Source organism: Massilia sp. (assembly GCF_032106685.1).
Taxonomy (GTDB): Bacteria; Pseudomonadota; Gammaproteobacteria; order Burkholderiales; family Burkholderiaceae_D; genus Telluria.
In genome coordinates this window covers 27,277-45,563 of the sequence record NZ_DAMCPG010000019.1, presented here as the reverse complement: position 1 = coordinate 45,563, position 18,287 = coordinate 27,277, and the positions used below count along the sequence as shown (strand labels likewise).

15 protein-coding genes are annotated in these 18,287 nt (G+C 66.3%); 7 read left to right on the top strand and 8 right to left on the bottom strand.

Annotation, left to right across the window (positions count from 1 at the left end):
• Window positions 1–29: 29 nt before the first annotated feature.
• A complete protein-coding gene (locus tag RT688_RS12540; RefSeq protein WP_313705212.1) occupies window positions 30–944 on the bottom strand; it encodes a peptidylprolyl isomerase in 915 nt (304 codons plus the stop codon).
• A 349-nt stretch (window positions 945–1,293) separates the two neighbouring features.
• On the opposite strand from RT688_RS12540, the gene RT688_RS12535 reads away from it, so the two are divergent.
• Window positions 1,294–1,938 carry a VTT domain-containing protein gene (locus RT688_RS12535; RefSeq protein WP_313705211.1) on the top strand — a complete coding sequence of 215 codons (645 nt, stop codon included), beginning with the start codon at window positions 1,294–1,296 and terminating at the stop codon, window positions 1,936–1,938.
• 122 nt (window positions 1,939–2,060) lie between these two features.
• Window positions 2,061–3,173 (top strand): carbonic anhydrase family protein, encoded by a 1,113-nt coding sequence (locus RT688_RS12530; RefSeq protein ID WP_313705210.1) that lies wholly within the window; start codon window positions 2,061–2,063, stop codon window positions 3,171–3,173.
• Between the two features lie 144 nt (window positions 3,174–3,317).
• On the opposite strand, the gene RT688_RS12525 is transcribed toward RT688_RS12530, so the two are convergent.
• Window positions 3,318–4,121, bottom strand: a complete 804-nt coding sequence (locus RT688_RS12525) for a D-hexose-6-phosphate mutarotase (protein WP_313705209.1) — start codon at window positions 4,119–4,121, stop codon at window positions 3,318–3,320.
• Between the two features lie 146 nt (window positions 4,122–4,267).
• Between RT688_RS12525 and RT688_RS12520 the strand changes: the two genes are divergently transcribed.
• A complete protein-coding gene (locus tag RT688_RS12520) occupies window positions 4,268–5,284 on the top strand; it encodes a 2-hydroxyacid dehydrogenase (RefSeq protein ID WP_313705208.1) in 1,017 nt (338 codons plus the stop codon).
• 5 nt (window positions 5,285–5,289) lie between these two features.
• Here the strand turns inward: RT688_RS12520 and RT688_RS12515 are convergent, their stop codons facing one another.
• Together RT688_RS12515 and tsaE are read right to left on the bottom strand one after the other, a co-directional pair.
• Complete coding sequence (locus RT688_RS12515; RefSeq protein WP_313705207.1) at window positions 5,290–6,696, bottom strand: N-acetylmuramoyl-L-alanine amidase; 1,407 nt, start codon at window positions 6,694–6,696, stop codon at window positions 5,290–5,292.
• Entirely contained in the window at window positions 6,660–7,145 is a 486-nt protein-coding gene (gene tsaE / locus RT688_RS12510; protein WP_313705206.1) for a tRNA (adenosine(37)-N6)-threonylcarbamoyltransferase complex ATPase subunit type 1 TsaE, read from the bottom strand. Before tsaE ends, RT688_RS12515 begins: the two co-directional genes overlap by 37 nt.
• Before the next feature lie 54 nt (window positions 7,146–7,199).
• Here tsaE and queG point away from each other — a divergent pair, with 54 nt between their 5' ends.
• A complete protein-coding gene (gene queG / locus RT688_RS12505; RefSeq protein ID WP_313705205.1) occupies window positions 7,200–8,282 on the top strand; it encodes a tRNA epoxyqueuosine(34) reductase QueG in 1,083 nt (360 codons plus the stop codon).
• A gap of 14 nt (window positions 8,283–8,296) precedes the next feature.
• Here the strand turns inward: queG and RT688_RS12500 are convergent, their stop codons facing one another.
• The 3 genes from RT688_RS12500 to RT688_RS12490 form a co-directional block, all read right to left on the bottom strand.
• Window positions 8,297–8,650 carry a DUF3052 domain-containing protein gene (locus tag RT688_RS12500; protein ID WP_313705204.1) on the bottom strand — a complete coding sequence of 118 codons (354 nt, stop codon included), beginning with the start codon at window positions 8,648–8,650 and terminating at the stop codon, window positions 8,297–8,299.
• Window positions 8,651–9,112: 462 nt separating this feature from the next.
• Entirely contained in the window at window positions 9,113–9,694 is a 582-nt protein-coding gene (locus tag RT688_RS12495) for a response regulator (protein WP_313705203.1), read from the bottom strand.
• A 19-nt stretch (window positions 9,695–9,713) separates the two neighbouring features.
• The gene (locus RT688_RS12490) at window positions 9,714–11,714 is read right to left on the bottom strand and encodes a PAS domain S-box protein (RefSeq protein WP_313705202.1); all 2,001 of its coding nucleotides are present in this window, start codon (window positions 11,712–11,714) and stop codon (window positions 9,714–9,716) included.
• A 125-nt stretch (window positions 11,715–11,839) separates the two neighbouring features.
• Here RT688_RS12490 and RT688_RS12485 point away from each other — a divergent pair, with 125 nt between their 5' ends.
• From RT688_RS12485 to RT688_RS12475, 3 genes are all read left to right on the top strand, one after another.
• The gene (locus RT688_RS12485) at window positions 11,840–12,832 is read left to right on the top strand and encodes a TRAP transporter substrate-binding protein (protein ID WP_313705201.1); all 993 of its coding nucleotides are present in this window, start codon (window positions 11,840–11,842) and stop codon (window positions 12,830–12,832) included.
• A 117-nt stretch (window positions 12,833–12,949) separates the two neighbouring features.
• A complete protein-coding gene (locus RT688_RS12480) occupies window positions 12,950–13,519 on the top strand; it encodes a TRAP transporter small permease (RefSeq protein ID WP_313705200.1) in 570 nt (189 codons plus the stop codon).
• The gene (locus tag RT688_RS12475) at window positions 13,516–14,796 is read left to right on the top strand and encodes a TRAP transporter large permease subunit (protein ID WP_313705199.1); all 1,281 of its coding nucleotides are present in this window, start codon (window positions 13,516–13,518) and stop codon (window positions 14,794–14,796) included. The genes RT688_RS12480 and RT688_RS12475 overlap by 4 nt, the downstream gene beginning before the upstream one ends.
• A 476-nt stretch (window positions 14,797–15,272) precedes the next feature.
• On the opposite strand, the gene RT688_RS12470 is transcribed toward RT688_RS12475, so the two are convergent.
• A complete protein-coding gene (locus tag RT688_RS12470; RefSeq protein WP_313705198.1) occupies window positions 15,273–18,167 on the bottom strand; it encodes an EAL domain-containing protein in 2,895 nt (964 codons plus the stop codon).
• Window positions 18,168–18,287: the final 120 nt, after the last annotated feature.

Genomic DNA, 18,287 nt, shown 5'->3' with positions numbered 1-18,287 from the left:
GACGAACGCACCGGCGCCCCCTTCCTGTCTTATTTTTGCTCGCCGCCTTTTTCACGAACCGGAATCGGCGCATTGCACAGGTCGACGTGGCCGGCCGCCACCACGTTCCACGGGCCGCCGCGGTTGCGCTGGGCCTCGACCACCTTCTGGTAAGTCGCGCTGTCGGTGCGCATTACCTCGAAGTTGCTGCGCTCTTCTTTCGGCACGTCGGCGGCGACACGGAAGGACCCGATCGGCACCCGCATCTCCGGCTTGTCGTAGAAACCCATCGGCGCCGGACCGCGCGGCATGCTCGACAACAGCGGCATGCCGGACACGACGCGCCCGACCACGGTGATGTTGCGGTCCAGGTGGCGCGGCGACTGGCCGGTGACGACGTACAGCGCGGTGCCGCCGCCGCTGTCGGCCTCGTTGTCGCGGCCGACGCCGACCATCGCGTAGCAGTGCGCCAGCCAGGTCTCGCCCTTCTTCGGGTCGCGCCCGGCCGGGAAGCCGCTCGAATGCCCGACCTGGGGCGCATAGCCATCGACATCCTTCAGGCGCGTGAAGTGCTTGTCGTTTTTCATCGGTACGGTGAACTCGGCCTTTAGCTTCATTTTCGCGTTCTTCACGGGACGCGGGTTCTTCTCGTCCGGGTCGCCCCACTGGACCACGAAGTTGTCCTGCGAGCGCAGGATGACAAGGCCGTCGAAGTAATGCTCGCGCGCCAGGGCCTTGATGTTGGCGACGTGGTTCGGCGCGAAAGGCGGGGCCAGTTCGATGACCACGCGCCCGCCCGGCAACTCCATGTAGAGGGTGTTGTCCAGGTCGAGGGGGCGCCAGTCGGCCGCGCTCGAGGCCTTGACGATCTCGCCGACGCTCGGTTTCGGCGGCAACGGCTTCGGTTCGGCCGCCTGCGCCAGGCTGCCCGCCAGCGCCAGCGCAACACCGGCCCTCCATCCCATGATCCTTGCCATCATCTCCGCTCCCGGTTGTTGTTAATGTGAGGTAATTGTAGACGTGAAACTCAGCATCCCGGCAAGCGTTTTGGAAACTGAAGGAAGCACTGATTTATTCTGGCGCGCAGGAACCGGGCACGAACAATGTGGCCGGCAAGGCGTCAACCGGAGCGATACCGGGGTATCGCGAGGATTTACAACGCAGCAGGACGCATTTTCTCGTGGCCGAGGCCGCCGCCATGAATAAATCGGTGCTTCCTTAATGCACCCTTAAACAGCCCAAAAGGCTCAGTCTGGTCAAAGGTTTGGGCAGGCTGACTGGTGGTATGATGCGTCGTTACCGTTTAGGAAAATTATGGATCTGATGCAATTTTTCGACATGATTCTCCATGTCGATAAAACGTTGGGCGTCCTGCTGGCTGAGTATGGCGTATATGTCTATATCGTCCTGTTCGCGATCATCTTCTGCGAAACCGGCCTCGTGGTCCTGTTTTTCTTCCCGGGCGACACCTTGCTGTTCATCGCCGGCGCCTTCTGCGCCACTGGCGAAATGAGCTATCCGCTGCTGATGGCGCTCCTGATCGTCGCCGCCGTCACTGGTAATACATTGAATTACTACATAGGCGAGGCCGTCGGCCAGCGCATGTTCACCAACGATTACCGCTGGCTCAACAAGGACGCGTTGCGCCGCACCCACGACTTCTTCGAAAAACATGGTGGCAAGACCATCATCCTGGCGCGTTTCATCCCGGTGGTGCGCACCTTCGCGCCTTTCGTTGCCGGCGTGTCGGACATGACCCACTGGCGCTTCCAGCTCTACAACATCACCGGCGCCGTGTTCTGGGTGGCCAGCCTGGTTACTGCAGGCTACTTCTTCGGCAATATCCCGATCGTGCGCAACCACCTGACCGAGATCGTGCTGGTCGGCGTCAGCGTGGCGCTCGTGCCGCTCATGCTGGGCGGCCTGTACAAAGTCGGGCGCCGCATGTTGAGCCGATAAGTCCTTTGTTCGAACGACAAAACGCCGGAGTCATCCGGCGTTTTGTCGTTGACGAGGAAGTTTCTCTCAAGTTTATGGGCGAAAGCGTCGTTAAAGCATGGTAAGCCACTTCCCCGAACCCCATGCGTAAGCTCATTGCCCTGTTCGCTTGCAGTATCGTCATGCATCACGCAAGCGCCAACGAATCGCCTGTCCCCGCCGCCAAGCCGGACGCGGAGGCGGCCAGGAAGCTCGCGGCCGAGCTGTCGAAACCGGCCAGCGCCAAACCGGTCGAGAAGGCGTCGATGGCGGCGCTCGCCGCGGCGGCCGACAAGGAAGTGCAGGCGGACAAAGCCGCCGCGCCTGCCAGGGCGAGCGCCGCCACCGCCGACCGCGTGGCGTCGAGCATCTCCGCGCAGGGCGAGGAAGATGCGCAGGTCGCGCTGTCGGTGAAGATCGCCGAGCGCCTGGCCGAGATGCGCGCCAAGCAGGCCGCGCGGATCGCCGCCGCGGCCCGGTCGAAGAAGGCGGCCGAGGCGAAACGCAAGAAGGAAGCGGCGCTGGCGGCGGCGCCGAAGATCAGCAATCACTGGGACTACGAAGGCGAATTCGGCCCCGAGAACTGGGGCAGGATCAATCCGGCCTGGTCGCAGTGCGGCAGCGGCAAGCGCCAGTCGCCGATCGACATCCGCGACGGCATGAAGGTCGACCTGGCCGAGATCGATTTCAACTACCGTCCCTCGCCCTTCACCGAGATCGACAACGGCAAGACCGTGCAGGTGAATGTCGCCGCCGGCAACTTCATCACCATCGGCAACCAGAGCTACGAGCTGGTGCAGTTTCACTTCCACCGCCCGTCGGAAGAGAAAATCAACGGCAAGGGCACCGAGATGGTGGTCCACCTGGAGCACCGCGGCCCGGACGGCAAGCTGGCCATCGTCGCCGTGCTGCTCGAACGCGGCCAGGCCAACGAGGCGATCCAGACCGTGTGGAACCACATCCCGCTCGAGAAGCAGCAGGCGGTGGCGCCCGGCATCGAGATCGATCCCTACGAACTGCTGCCGGAACGCCGCGAATACTACACCTACATGGGCTCGCAGACCACGCCGCCGTGCCAGGAAAACGTCCTGTGGCTGGTGATGAAGCAGCCGATGACGGCCTCGCCGGCGCAGATGGCGCTGTTCTCGCGCCTGTACCCCCTCAATGCGCGGCCGCTGCAGGCGGGCGAGGGACGGATGGTCAAGGAATCGAATTGATCCGTAGGGTGGACGGCTTCGCCGTCCACGCGTTCAACGCACGTATGCGCTTCGAAACGCTTATCTGAACCGCAGGCACTGTGTGAACGCGTGGACGGGAAGACCCGTCCACCCTACGTCCCGCCGCGCACGTTATTGATGCGCTCAGCTGACGTGGTACTCGCCCACCCAGCGCTCGCCCGGCTGCAGCGTCGGCCCATCCAGCAGCGCCGGCTCGATGCACACGAAGCGCCGGTATTCGTCGTCGGCCATGTCGGCCAGCGCCGCGGCGTCGGCCGCGCCCGGATTCCAGACCACCGCATCCGTGAAGCCTTCCTGGCGCAGCGTCAGCACGATGCCGCCGTCGACCAGCGCCAGCGGCGGGGCGACGCCTTCGTAGACGCGGTCGAACTTATCCGCGATGACCAGCTCCTCGCGCTCCACCCCGTCGATACGCACGGTCGCGATGTCGTCGACCAGGTGATAGGTGTGCAGCGCCGCCGCGAACGGGAAGGCGCTGCCGCCCGTATTGCGCACCTCGAAGCGCATCGCCAGTTCGTTGGCGTGGATCGCCACCCGCAGCGCCAGTTCGAAACCGTGCGGCCAGGCCTGGGCGTGCTTCGGATCCAGGTCGGCCGCATCGAGGCCGAACACGGCGAAGGCCCAGCCATCCTCGACGCCGCTTTCCAGCACGCGCCAGGTGCTCACGCGCGCGAAGCCGTGGCGCATGCCGCTGCCGCGCTCGGCGAACTGGGGGAAGATCACCGGCACGCCGCCACGGATCGCGCGGCTGCCGTCGAGCGCCGACCGGGCGCTGCAGAACATGCGTTCGCGGCCGTCGGCGCCGCGCCAGGAGATCAGGTGCGCGCCGTAGAGGGTGATGGTGGCTTGCGCGCCGTCGGGCGCGCTCAGCAGGATGGCCGGGAGCTGGCCGTAGGTGGTGGAAATGGCGGCGTCCATGTTCGTCATGTCGATAACGGGTCGTTCGGGACCGCGTAGTATGCCATGCGCGCCGGGGCGCACCGTCGTGCGCTATCGGGCTCGCGGAAGGCATGCTTTCTTTTACACTGGTCGGCAGCCGCCCGCATCGATCCAGGGCCAGACGAGGGGGAAACATGAAGACAGCAGTGTTCAGTGCGCGCCGCTACGACAAGACAATGCTCGAGCGCGCCAACGGCGGCGCCGGTCACCAGTTGCGCTTTTTCGACGATCGCCTGACAACCGAGACCGCCAACCTTGCCGCCGGCTGCGAGGCCGTCTGCGTGTTCGTCAACGATGCGGTCGATGCCCAGGTGCTTGCCGTCCTGGCCGAGCAGGGCACGCGCCTGGTGGCGACGCGCTCCACCGGCTATAACCACATCGATACCGCCGCGGCGGAGCGGCATGGCATCGCCGTGGTGCGGGTCACCGACTATTCGCCTTATTCGGTCGCCGAATTCGCGGTCGGACTGCTGCTTGCCGTGAACCGCAAGATCGCCCGCGCCAGCGCCCGCACGCGCGACGGCAATTTCGACCTGGACGGCTTGATGGGCGTGGACCTGCACGGGAAGACGGTCGGCGTCATCGGCACCGGCAAGATCGGCGTGATCTTTGCCAGGATCATGGCCGGATTCGGCTGCCACGTGGTCGGCGCCGATCCCTACGTCAATCCCGCGTTCGAAGCGGCCGGCGGACGTTACGTGTCGGTCGACGAGCTGCTTTCCTCAAGCGACGTGGTGTCGCTGCATTGCCCTTTGACCAAGGAGACCACCCACCTGGTCAATGCGCAAACCCTGGCCTGCGCCAAACGCGGTTGCATCCTCGTCAACACCAGCCGGGGCGGCCTGGTCGACACGGACGCCGCCATTCGTGCGCTGAAGTCCGGGCAACTGGGCGGCCTGGCGATCGACGTCTATGAGCAGGAAGCCAACCTGTTTTTCCAGGACCTGTCTTCCACGATCATCGCCGACGACGTCATCCAGCGGCTGGTGTCGTTTCCCAACGTGATCGTCACCGGTCACCAGGCCTTTTTTACTGTCGAAGCGATCGGGCAGATCATGCAAACGACCATCGACAGCATCACGGCCTTCGAGCGCGGCGAGGAGCTGGTCAACCGCGTGCCGGCCAGCGCCAGCGGGCTGGCCGGGGGGTAGGGGCCTCAGGTCGTGCGGCTCTTCGCCATCGGCGGATTGGCCGAGAAATAACGCTTGATGCCCTTGGTGATGGCGTTGGCCAGCTGTTCCTGGTAGCCGTCGTCCTTGAGCTTGGCTTCTTCCTCGGGGTTCGAGATGAAGGCCGTCTCGACCAGGATCGAGGGAATGTCCGGCGCCTTCAGTACGGCGAAGCCGGCCTGCTCGACGGCGGCCTTGTGCAGCCGGTTGATGCCGCCGATCTCGCCCAGCACCGCCTTGCCGAGCTTCAGGCTGTCGTTGATCTGGGCCGTGGTCGAGAGGTCGAACAGCACGCTGGCGAGCTGCCTGTCGTGGCGCGCCAGGTTCACGCCGCCGATCATGTCGGCCTTGTTCTGGTCGTTCGCCAGCCAGCGCGCGGCGGTCGAGGTCGCGCCTTTTTCCGACAGCACGAACACCGAGGAGCCGCGCGCGCGCGGTTCGGTGAAGGCGTCGGCGTGGATCGAGACGAACAGGTCGGCCTGCACCTTGCGCGCCTTTTCCACACGCTTGCCGAGCGGGACGAAATAGTCGCCGTCGCGGGTGAGCATCACGCGCGTGTTCGGCAGCGCTTCCAGCTTGGCCTTCAGGCGCTTGGCCACGGCCAGCACGATGTCCTTCTCGCGGGTGCCGGTGGCGCCGATCGCGCCCGGGTCCTCGCCGCCATGGCCGGGGTCGAGCGCGATGGTCACCATGCGCACCACGTTGTTGGCGGGCGGAGCGGGCGGCTTGACGGCCGGCTTGCCCGGCGTGGGCGGCGCCTGCACCGGACCCGGCGGCGTCCTGCCGTCGATCGCGGCGATCTCCGCCTCGATGCGCGCGACCGGATCGGGAACGGGCGGCTGGATCGGCGTCGGCTCGGCCGGGACCGCGGTCGGGGTGCCGTCGCCGGGCGACCATTCGCCCTTTTCGATCAGCGCCAGGATCGGGTCCGGCTCGTGCACCGGATACAGGTCGAAGATCAGGCGGTGTTTATAGGTACCCACCGGCACCAGCGTAAACACCTGCGGCTTGATTTCTTCCTTCAGGTCGAACACCAGGCGCACCACGCGCGGGCGGTTCTGGCCGACGCGCACCTGCTTGATGTAGGGATCGTTCGCCTCGACCTTCGCCACCAGGCTTTTCAGGGTGTTGTTCAGGTCCAGGCCGTCGATGTCGACCACCAGGCGCGGCGGATCGGCCAGCAGGAAATGGTCGGTCTTGAGGTCGCTGTCGTTTTCCAGCGTCACGCGGGTGTAGTCGTCGGCCGGCCAGACGCGCACGGCCAGGATCTGGGCCGCGCGCGCGGGCAACGGAGACAGGACCGACAACAGCAGCGTGCCGCCGGCCTTGAGCAGGGTGCGGCGCCGCGCGCCGGACGTCAGGGGGGAGGAGCGTAGGAGAGGCGGTCGAGGCATAGCAGGCCTAATTCGGACAACGCCTGCAATTCTACCTCACGGCCGAGGCCGCTGACCTTAAGCAAGACTTTAACGTCGGGCAATGGCAACACCGGTTCGCCCTTTTCCGGCCATTCGACGATGCAAATGTTGCGGCCGTCGAAGTCCTCGCGAAAGCCGGCGTCGAGGAATTCTTCCGGGCTGGACATGCGGTAGAGGTCGTAGTGGATGACGTTGACCGGCTGGCCGTCCAGCTGCACGCGATAGGGTTCCGACAGGGTATAAGTCGGGCTCTTGACCGTGCCCTGATGGCCGGCCGCGCGCAGCAGGGCGCGCGTGAGCGCGGTCTTGCCGGCGCCGAGGTCGCCATGCAGGTAGATGACCAGGCCGGGCGCCAGGGCGCGCGCCAGCGCGGCGCCGAAGGCGGCGGTCGCCGTTTCGTCCGGCAGGTAGGCTGTGAAGTGCTGCATCAATTAGAATGTCATGTTTGGCGGCGCGATGTCGCCGCGATTGTCGTCTTTGCCATGTCCCTCGACTCCCCCGACCTGAACGAACTAGCGCGCGCCATCAAGGCATGGGGCGCGGCGCTCGGCTTTGCCGACGTGCGCATCGCCGACGTCGACCTCGCGCACGCCGAGGAAGGGCTGCGCGCCTGGCTGGCGGCGGGCCACCATGGCGAGATGGATTATATGGCAAGCCACGGCATGAAGCGCGCCCGGCCCGCCGAGCTGGTGCCGGGCACGGTGCGCGCGATCGTGGCGCGCATGGATTACCTGCCGCGGGACGCCGGCGACTGGCGCGCGCGCGAGGCGGCGCGCCAGCGCGACCCCGGCGCGGCCGTGGTCTCGGTGTACGCGCGCGGCCGCGACTATCACAAGGTGCTGCGCAACCGCCTGGCCCAGCTGGCCGAGCGCGTGAAAACCGAGATCGGCGAGTATGGCTACCGCGTGTTCACCGATTCGGCGCCGGTGATGGAGCTGCCGCTGGCGGAAAAGGCGGGCCTGGGCTGGCGCGGCAAGCATACGCTGCTGCTCTCGCGCGAGGCAGGCTCGACCTTTTTCATCGGCGAGATCCTGGTCGACCTGCCGCTCCCGGTCGACGCCTCGACTACCGGCCACTGCGGCCAGTGCAGCAACTGCATCGACCTGTGCCCGACCGGCGCCATCCTGGGACCGGGACGGCTCGATGCGCGGCGCTGCATTTCCTATTTGACCATCGAACTGAAGGGCAGCATCCCGCTGGAACTGCGCCCGCTGATCGGCAACCGCATCTACGGCTGCGACGATTGCCAGCTGGCCTGTCCGTGGAACAAGTTCGCGCAGCGCGCGGCGCTGCCCGACTTCGACGAGCGCAACGGCTTCGGCGCGGCAGGCCTGGTGGAATTGTTCGGGTGGGAAGAAGAGGAATTCAACCGCCGGACCGAAGGCAGTCCGATCCGGCGCATCGGCCACGAGCGCTGGCTGCGCAACCTGGCGGTGGGGCTGGGCAATGCCGCTGAAGGACGTGCTGGCGATCCGCTCATCGTGGCCGCCTTGCGAGCCCGTGCCGAACACCCGTCGGAGCTGGTGCGCGAGCACGTGGCCTGGGCGCTCGCACGCCACATTTGAACGCTCCGGTAGGGTTAGAGCTCGATGCGCTTGGCCCGCAGCGCCGACCAGTCGCCGTCAATGGAGATCATCGCCACGGCCGTGATGCCCTGTTCCTTCAAATAGGCATTGATCGAATCGCGGTTGATGTCGGTTGCCTTCGAGGCGGTCTGTTTCAGGTAGGCGATCCACAGCGAGCCCTTGTCGCCCAGGCGTTCTTTCGCGACGGGCACGTATTGCTCGAGGTCCTTGCGGTTCATGCAAAAGGCCATGATGACGTCGAAGGGGCCATCGCCTTCCTTGATCAGCTCCTGCGGCAATTGCGACACCACCGTGGGGTGGACGCCGCCATTGAGCACCTGCATCGACTTCGCATTCCGCAAAAACATTCTGTCTGCAACTGTCTTTTCGTTCATCTGCTTTCCCTAAAGAAGTTGGCGTCGCGCGGCGCGCGCGCGGCGACGCGTTCAAATTGATTTTACAAGCGATCCCCGAAATGGACGGCCTTTGGCACGTCCTGTGCGCGCCCTCCTGAAACCAAAAGTCATGGCTGAGCTGGCGCGGCTTGCGGCGAGCGGTTGGTGGGGAGGGGCGAGGAGCGGGGATAACTTTCAGGTAGGGGCGGATTGAGCCAGCGCAAGGGGCGTGTTGGTGTCGTGGGGCTGTTGCCTGGGGCGTTATCGGTGCGCTGCATCCGCGTGGGCACAGGTGCCCACCCTACGGTCACCGCCAGTTGCGAGCGCACGCCAACCCTGATTGTTAACGCGTCCCGTAGGGTGGGCACCTGTGCCCACGCGGATTAACAAGACCAATAACGGATCACGCAACAGCGCCACAAACGCCGCAAAGAATTACTTCAACAACCCCGCCAACTCCACCGCCGTCTTGACCTGCATCTTGTCGAAGATATGCGCCCGGTGCACCTCGACGGTCCGCATGCTGATGCCCAGCTCGTCGGCGACGACCTTGTTCATCTTGCCGGCCAGGATCAGGTCGAGCACTTCGCGTTCGCGCGCCGACAGCGTGGCCAGGCGCGCGCGCACCTGGTCGGATGCGGCGGCGGCGCGCGAGGCGGCCAGGGCCTGGTCGACGCGGTCCATCAGCTGGTTGTCGTTGAAGGGCTTTTCGAAGAAATCGAAGGCGCCGCGCTTGAGCGAATCGACCGCCATCGGCACGTCGCCGTGGCCGGTCAGGAAGATCACGGGCAGGCGCGGCAGCAGGCCGCGTCCGATCAGCTGGTCGAACACCGCCACGCCGTTCATGTCGGGCATGCGCACGTCGAGCAGCACGCAGTCGCCGCCGGGATCGGGTTCGCCGACGCTGTCGAGGAAGGCCTGGCCGCCGGCATGGCCGCGCGCCGCCAGCCCGCGCGACTGTGCCAGCCACGCGAGGGCGTCACGGATCACTTCTTCGTCGTCGACGATGTGCAGCATGCGGTTTCTCCTCGGTGCGCTATTTTAGCTCAGGCGATGCCGCCGCCGCATCCTGGCGCGGCAGGCTGAAGGTGAACACGGTGCCGCCGGCCGGGTTCGGCGCGTGGGTCAGGGTGCCGCCGTGGAACTCGATCGCCGTGCGGCAGATCGACAGGCCCATGCCCATGCCCTCGGCCTTGGTCGAGAAGAAGGGCGAGAACAGGCGCTCGGCCACGTCGGGCGCGATGCCGTGGCCGTTGTCGATCACCGAGACCGAGACCTGGGCCGCGTCGGCCGCGGCGGCGATGCGCAGGATGCGCCGCGCGGGCGGCACGTCGACCATCGCCTCGATGCCGTTGCGCGTAAGGTTGAGCAGTACCTGCTCGAGCATCACGCGGTCGGCCAGCACGGTGGGCAAGGTGGGCGGCAGCTCGAACTGCAGCGACACGTAGGCCTTGCGCGCCTGCAGGTCGATCAGGGCGCGCACGCCGTCGACCACGCTCCTGATCGCCACTTCCTCGCGCCGCGGTTCGCTCTTCTTGACGAACTCGTGCACGCTCTTGATGATCTGGCCGGCGCGCTGGGCCTGCTGGCGCGCCTGCTCGAGCGCGCGGCGCAGCAGGGTCGGCTCGACCGGCACGCCGCTGTCGGCGCGCTCGAGCACGTTCAGGGCGCCTGCCGTGTAACTGGAAATCGCTGCCAGCGGCTGGTTCAGCTCGTGCGCCAGCATCGACGAGATCTCGCCCATGGTGGCCAGGCGCGCGCTCGCTTCCAGCTTTTCCTGCTGCTGGCGGTTGAGTTCCTCGGCCCGCTTGCGGTCGGTGATGTCGAGGATCGAACTCATCCAGCCGGTCTGCTTGCCGCGGCTGTCCACCAGCGGCGCCTCGAACACCAGCACCGGTACCCGCACCCCGTCCGAGCGCTGGAACACGGTCTCGAACTGCGGCGTGATGGTCCCGGCCAGCACGCCGGCAAAGCGTTCCTCGTATTCCATCATCGCTTCCGGCGCCCAGTAGGGCATCGGCGGTTTCTTGCCGACCAGTTCCTCGGCCGACAGCCCGACCATCTGGCAGAAGGCCTTGTTGACGTAGGTGACGCGCCCCTCCAGGTCGCGCGCGCGCAGGCCGGTCAGCAGCGAATTCTCCATCGCGGTGCGAAAGGCCATCTGCTGGCGCAGTGCGGCTTCCGCCGCCAGCGTGCGCGAGATGTGGCGCCACAGCGTCATGAGGCTGAGCAGCAGGCCGAGCGCCAGCACGATCACCGAACCGACCAGCAAATTCGGCAGCAGGCGCGGCGCGCCCTTCACGCTGTCGGTGGCGAGCACGATCGCGCTGCCCGGCAGGTCGAGCGCGCGCCGGTGGGTGTAGATGCCGCGCCCGGGGCCGCCGTCGGCGCGCTCGGCGACCGGATGGTCGTCGCGGTCGAGCAGGGCAAGGTCGTTGTCCTTGGCGAACCACCAGGGCACGGTCTCGTCCAGCAGCACCTTCAGGCTGTAGCTGGCGACCAGGCTGCCGGCGTATTCGCCGCGCTTGAACAGCGGCAGGTAGTAGTCGATCATGCCCGGCGCATGGGTGCTGGCGCCATACGGCTCGGTGTAGCGGCCGGCGCGCGTCAGGCGCGCCATCTCCAGGGTTTCCTTGCCCACTTGCGCCGGCCCGCCGGGCGGCAGTTCCAGGCCGTGCTGGGCCAGCACGGCGCCGTCGGCGCCGAGCCAGAGCACGCGGCGCAGTTCGTGGCCGTTCTTGAACATCTGCACAAAGCGCGCCTGCAGCTGCTCCGGCGTGGGTGGCTTGGACACCAGGTCGGCGCCGAGGACGGCCAGCGCCTCCTCGCTGCGCGCCAGCTCGAAGCGCAGGGTCTGCTCGACCCAGAGCGTATCGGCGATCAGCTGTTCCTGGCGCTCGTTGGCTTCCATCTGGCGCGCCTGCCAGGGAAGCCAGATCAGCACCGCCAGGAACAGCAGCACCAGCAGCACCGGCACCAGCCAGCGCCAGGGACGCGAGAGGCTGGCGCGGCGCGGCAGCCGGAAAGGATTTTTCATGCGATACCGTGGAACATTCCTGTTTCCGATGTTATTGTGGAAATCCACAATTGCAAGGCAAAATGATGGTGAGCAGACTGTTCGGTGCTGGTAAATACAATAATTCGATACACCAAGGAGACATCATGCAGATCAAAACCCTGGTCGCGGCCTTTGCCGTCGTCCTTTCCATGAACGCCGCCTGGGCCCAGGCGCCGATCGTCATCAAGTTCAGCCACGTGGTGGCGACCGACACCCCGAAGGGGCAGGCCGCCGAACGCTTCAAGGAGCAGGCCGAAAAGCTGACGAAGGGGCGCGTGAAGGTCGAAGTGTATCCGAACAGCCAGCTCTACAAGGACAAGGAAGAGCTCGAAGCCCTGCAACTGGGCGCGGTGCAGATGCTGGCGCCCTCGCTGGCCAAGTTCGGCCCGCTCGGCGTGAAGGAATTCGAAGCCTTCGACCTGCCTTACATCTTCCCGTCGAAGGCCGCGCTGTACGCGGTGACCGAGGGCCCGATCGGCAAGGGGCTCTTGAAGAAGCTCGAACCGAAGGGCATCACCGGCCTGGCCTACTGGGATAACGGCTTCAAGATCATGTCGGCCAACAAGCCGCTGCACGTGCCGGCCGACTTCCGCGGCCAGAAGATGCGCATCCAGTCCTCGAAAGTGCTCGACGCCCAGATGCGCGCCCTCGGCGCCAACCCGCAGGTGCTGGCCTTCTCCGAGGTCTACCAGGCCCTGCAGACCGGCGTGGTGGACGGCACCGAGAACCCGCCGTCGAACATGTACACCCAGAAGATGCACGAGGTGCAGAAGCACCTGACGGTGTCGAACCACGGCTACCTGGGCTACGCCGTCATCGTCAACAAGAAGTTCTGGGACGGCCTGCCGGCCGATATCCGCGCCCAGCTCGAGCAGGCCATGCGCGACGCCACCACCTTCGAAAAAGCGATCGCCCAGCGCGACAACGACCTGGCGCTGGAAGCCATCCGCAAGGCCGGCAAGACCACCATCTACAACCTGACGCCGGCCGAACAGGCGCAGTGGCGCCAGGCCCTGCTGCCGGTGCACAAGCAGATGGAAGGCCGGATCGGCAAGGACCTGATCCAGGCGATCAGCCGCGAGACCGCGAAGAAGTAAGCCGGCGCAGCAAGCCGCCCAAGCAAGCCGAAGAGACGTCACGACGCACGCGTACCGCAGCTGCGGTGCGCGTGCACGTCGCTGGCCGCGCGCTCCCTTGCCTCCTGAAAGACATCCATGAAATTCCTCGATCGACTCGAAGAGTGGATCATCGCGACCCTGATGGCGGCGGCGACCGTCGTCATCTTCATCGCGGTGGTGCATCGCTACCTGTCCGGGCTGCCGATTCCGGCGCTGCAGGACTACCTCATCCAGATCAACACCAGCTGGGCCCAGGAACTGTGCATCTACATGTTCGTGTGGATGGCCAAGTTCGGCGCAGCCTATGGCGTGCGCACCGGCATCCACGTCGGCGTCGACGTGCTGGTGAACCGCCTGAACCCGCGCTGGCGCGCCGGCTTCATCGTCTTCGGCCTGCTGGCCGGGGCCGTCTTCACCGGCATCGTCGGCACCCTGGGCGCCAACTTCGTCTGGCACATGTCGGAAACCGACCAGACCTCGGCCGACCTCGAATGGCCGATGTGGATCGTCTACCTGGCGGTGCCGCTCGGCTCCTATCTGATGTGCTTCCGCTTCCTGCAGGTGATGGTGAACTTCATCCGCACCGGCGAAGTGCCGCACCATGACCCGGCCCAGGTCGAGGGCCTGGACGACGACGACCTGCCGATCTCGAAAGGTGCCGCATGAACGCCGCCATCATCTTCATCCTGCTGCTGCTCCTGATGCTGACCGGGATGCCGATCTCGATCTCGCTCGGCCTGACGGTATTGACCTTCCTGTTCACGATGACCACGGTGCCGATCGAGTCGGTCGCGCTGAAGCTGTTCACCGGCATCGAGAAGTTCGAGATCATGGCCATTCCCTTCTTCATCCTGGCCGGTAACTTCCTCACCCATGGCGGCGTGGCGCGGCGCATGATCCGCTTCGCCACCTCGATGGTCGGCCACTGGCACGGCGGCCTGGCCCTGGCCGGCGTGGTGGCGTGCGCCCTGTTCGCGGCGGTGTCGGGTTCGAGCCCGGCGACCGTGGTGGCGATCGGCTCGATCATCCTGCCGGCCATGGTCAAGCAGGGCTATCCGAAGCGTTTCGGCGCCGGCGTGATCACCACCTCGGGCGCGCTCGGCATCCTGATCCCGCCCTCGATCGTGATGGTGATGTATTCGGTGACCACCAACACCTCGGTCGGCGCGCTGTTCATGGCCGGCGTGGTGCCGGGGCTGATGCTGGCTTTCCTGCTCGGCCTGACCACCTGGGTGCTGGCCAAGAAGCGCGGCTACCCGCGCATGGACAAGGCCAGCTGGGGCGAACGCTGGCATGCCTTCCGCAAGAGCGCCTGGGGCCTGTTCCTGATCGTGATCGTCATGGGCGGCATTTATTCGGGCGTGTTCACGCCGACCGAGGCCGCCGCGATCGCCGCCGTGTATGCCTTCGTGATCTCGGTGTTCGTCTACAAGGACCTGCGCCTGGAACAGGTCGGCAGGGTGCTGCTGGACTCGGCCTCGTTGTCGGCGATGCTGCTCTACATCATCACGAACGCCGTGCTGTTCTCGTTCCTGATGACCAGCGAAAACATCCCTCAGCAAATGGCGGCCTGGCTCACCGGCCAGGGCTTGGGCGTGGTCGGCTTCCTGCTGGTGGTGAACGTGCTGCTCTTGCTTGCGGGCAACGTGATGGAGCCGTCCTCGATCGTGCTGATCATGGCGCCGATCCTGTTCCCGGTCGCGGTGCAGCTGGGGATCGACCCGATCCACTTCGGCATCCTGATCGTGGTCAACATGGAAGTGGGCATGTGCCACCCTCCCGTCGGCCTGAACCTGTACGTGGCCTCGGGCATCACCAAGATGGGCATTTCCGAGCTGACGGTGGCAGTCATGCCCTGGCTGCTGACCATGCTCGGCTTCCTGCTCCTGGTGACCTACGTGCCGGCGATCTCGTTGTGGCTGCCTAACCTCGTCTATGGTTGATTCTCGAAAATCGTATATAAAAAACTATTCTTCGCCGGCACAGTTGCGTTATGATTGAGCGCTGTCGGCACCAGAGTGGTGCGGGCAAACCGGACACAAGTCTTGGGGAGTGAGAGAAAAGCACGGTAGTCCATACCGGAGATCATGTGAGGAGACACACGTTCGACAGAAGCTGCGGGTACGCCTAGCGGCCGGGACGTGACCATGATTCAAAAGCGCACCTGGTGCGCTTTTTTTTTTGCGCGGCTGGCGGATGCAGCTGCGGGCGATGTCTCGCTGTCGCGGGCTCGCGGATGAGCCTGGACCGCGTGGGCACACGTGCCCACCCTACGGGGAGCGCTGTATCCTCAAATTGCGCACCTGAGACGCCGCGTTTTCGTAGGGTGGGCACCCCGTGCCCACGCGTTACGCGGCCATCCGGCGGACAGCGGCGGCGGCCCATCGCCCGCAAAGCCTGCCGCGGCCACAGCCCACGATCACGCCGCCAGCTCCTCCAGCGTCCGCGCATCCACCGGCCGGCTGAACAGGAAGCCCTGCCAGGCATCGCAGCCGATCTCGGCCAGGAAACAGCGCTGGGCCTCGGTTTCCACCCCTTCGGCGATGATGCCCAGCCCCAGCGATTTGCCGAGCGCGACCACGCTGCGCGCGATCGAGGCGTCGTTCGGGTCGTCGAGCACGTCGCGCACGAAACTCTGGTCGATCTTCAGCTGGTCCAGCGGCAGGCGCTTCAGGTAGCTCAGCGACGAGTAGCCGGTGCCGAAGTCGTCCAGCGAAAAGCCGATGCCGTGTTCGCGCAGCGCGCGCATCTTGTCGATCGTCTCTTCGACGCCCTCGATCATCAGGGTCTCGGTCAGTTCCAGCTTCAGGCGCGCCGGGTCGGCGCCGCTGGCGCGCACGATCGCCAGCGTCTCCTCGACGAAGTCGCCCTGCAGGAACTGGCGCACGCTGACATTGACCGCCAGCGTCAGGTGGGCGGTGGCCGGTGTGGCGGCCCACAGGGCCAGCTGCTCGCAGGCCGTGCGCAGCACCCAGCGCCCGAGCGGCACGATCAGCCCGGAGGTCTCGGCGATCGCGATGAAGCCGGCCGGTCCGATCAGGCCACGCTGCGGATGCTGCCAGCGCACCAGGGCCTCGGCCCCGGTCAGCACGCCGTCGCCATCGACCTGCCCCTGGTAGTGCAGCACGAACTGCGACTGGCGCAGCGCTTCGCGCAGCTCGGTCTCGATCGCGGTGCGGTAGGTCACCTCCAGCTCCATCGAGCCGTGGAAGAAACGCAGCGTGTTGCGGCCCTGGCGCTTGGCCTCGTACATGGCGAGGTCGCCGCGCCGCATCAGGTCGTCGAGCTGCTGTTCGTGGCCGGTGCACAGCGTGACCCCGATGCTGCAGCTGGCGTGGTGGGCGGCGCCGCCGACCTCGAACGGCTCGCGCAGCGCCGCCAGGATCTTGTGGCCGACCGCCTCGGCATGGCGCGTCGCCTCCTCCTCGCTGGCGCCGAGCGCCTCGAGCAGGATCACGAATTCGTCGCCGCCCAGGCGCGCCACGGTATCGCTCTCGCGCGCGCACAGCAGCAGGCGCGCCGCCACCTGCTGCAGCAGGTGGTCGCCGACCACGTGGCCGCGGCTGTCGTTGAGGTCCTTGAAGTTGTCCATGTCGAGGAACAGCAGGGCGCCGACGCGGCGGTTGCGCCCGTGCTGGCCGATGCAGTGGTGCAGGCGCTCGTACAGCAGGCGCCGGTTCGGCAGTCCGGTCAGCGAGTCGTAGTAGGCCAGCTGGACGATCTTCTCGTCGGCCTGCTTGCGCGCGCTGATGTCGGACTGGGTGCACACGAAATTGGTCAGCTCGCCGTCGGCGTTGCGCACCGCGCTGACCGTCAGCCAGGCCGGGTAGGGCTGGCCGTTGCGGCGCCGGGTCCAGACTTCGCCCTGCCAGGTGTGCGCGCGCCGCACCGTGGCCCACATCCGTTCGCGGTAGTCGTCGCCGTCCTGCTCCAGCGAGAACGGGGGAAAGGGCGTGCCGGGCAGTTCGGCGGCCGGGCAGCCGACCAGCAGGCCCCAGGCTTCGTTGGCCTCGACCATCGTCGCTTCGGGGCTGAGCACGCACATGCCTTCGCCCGACTGGAACACGGTGGCGGCGATGCGCAGCGATTCCTCGGCCTGCTTGTTGGGCGTGATGTCGGTGGTGATGCCGCACAGTCCATACAGCTCGCCGTCGCGCGCCAGCGGCACCTTGGTGGTCAGGTAGATCTTCTCGCCGATGCGTTCCTCGACCACGTGGCGCCGCTGCTCGGTAAGCGTGACGCGGTCGCTCTCGCGCGTCATGCGCGCCAGCGCCGGGCCGAACAGCACTTCGTCGCCCTGGCCGATGATGGTGCTGGCCGGGCGGTTCAGCAGGCGGCACATCTCGCCGTTGACGTACCGGTAGCGCGACTGGGTGTCCTTGATGTAGATGAGGCTGTCGACGCTGTCGAGGATGGTGTTGAGCTTTTCCTCGTTCTCGCGCAGTTCGCGCGTGCGCACCGCGACCTGGCTGCGCAGCCAGCTCGCCAGCGCCAGGCTCGAGAGCAGCAGGCCGACCGCCACCGCCAGCGCCCACCACAGGCGCGAGGGCGCGGCTTGCGTCGTGTCGGCGGCCTGCCAGCGGCGCAGGGTGGCGAAGTACACCGAATCCGGGTCGGCGCGCCAGGCCGCCAGGTGGCGGTCGATGGCGTCGAGCACCGCCTGGTGCCGTCCCGGCGTGGCGGCGTAGTACAGGCGCGCCGGATTGAACACGACCGCGGTCGCATCGAGCCCGTGGCGCGCGGCCTGCAGGTCGCCGAAGAAGTGGTTCGCGGCGACCGCGTCGGCCTCGCCTCGCGCGGCCATCGTGAATGCGCGCTCGAGCGAGGAGACCGGCAGCACGATCACGCCGGCATCGTACCCTTCGAGCACGGCGGGCAGGTTCTGGGCCTGGACCGAGCCGGCCAGCACCGCCACGCGCTTGCCCTTCAGGGCCGGCAGCGAGCGGATCGCGTTGCCGGGCGGGGCGTAGATCTGCGACCAGCTGTGCAGGGCGGGGATGCGGTGGAAGGCGAAGGCGCGCGAGCGTCCCTCGGACCAGGCGACGTCGGGCAGCAGGTCGATGCGCCCGGCGGCGAGCAGGTCGAGGCAGTCCTGCCATTCGCAGGGTACGAACTCGAGCGTCCAGCGTTCGGCGCTGGCCATCTCGCGCAGCAGCTCGACCAGGATGCCGGCCGGCTGGTCGTCCTCGTTCATGAACACCTTGGGTGCGTTGGCGTAGACACCGACCCGCAACGGCGCGGGCGTTTGGGCGCCGGCCTGGCCCAGCAAGCCAAGCAGCGAAACGAAAACCAGGAGGCAGAGTGCGCGCGGCATATGGTCCGTGTCGATGTTTGATGACAGGATAGTCGTTTTCCCATGGATGGGACGCCACGGACGGGCAATTGCTTCAGCGAAAAACAGTGGTGGATGGACGGCGCCAGGAGTAAACTGCGC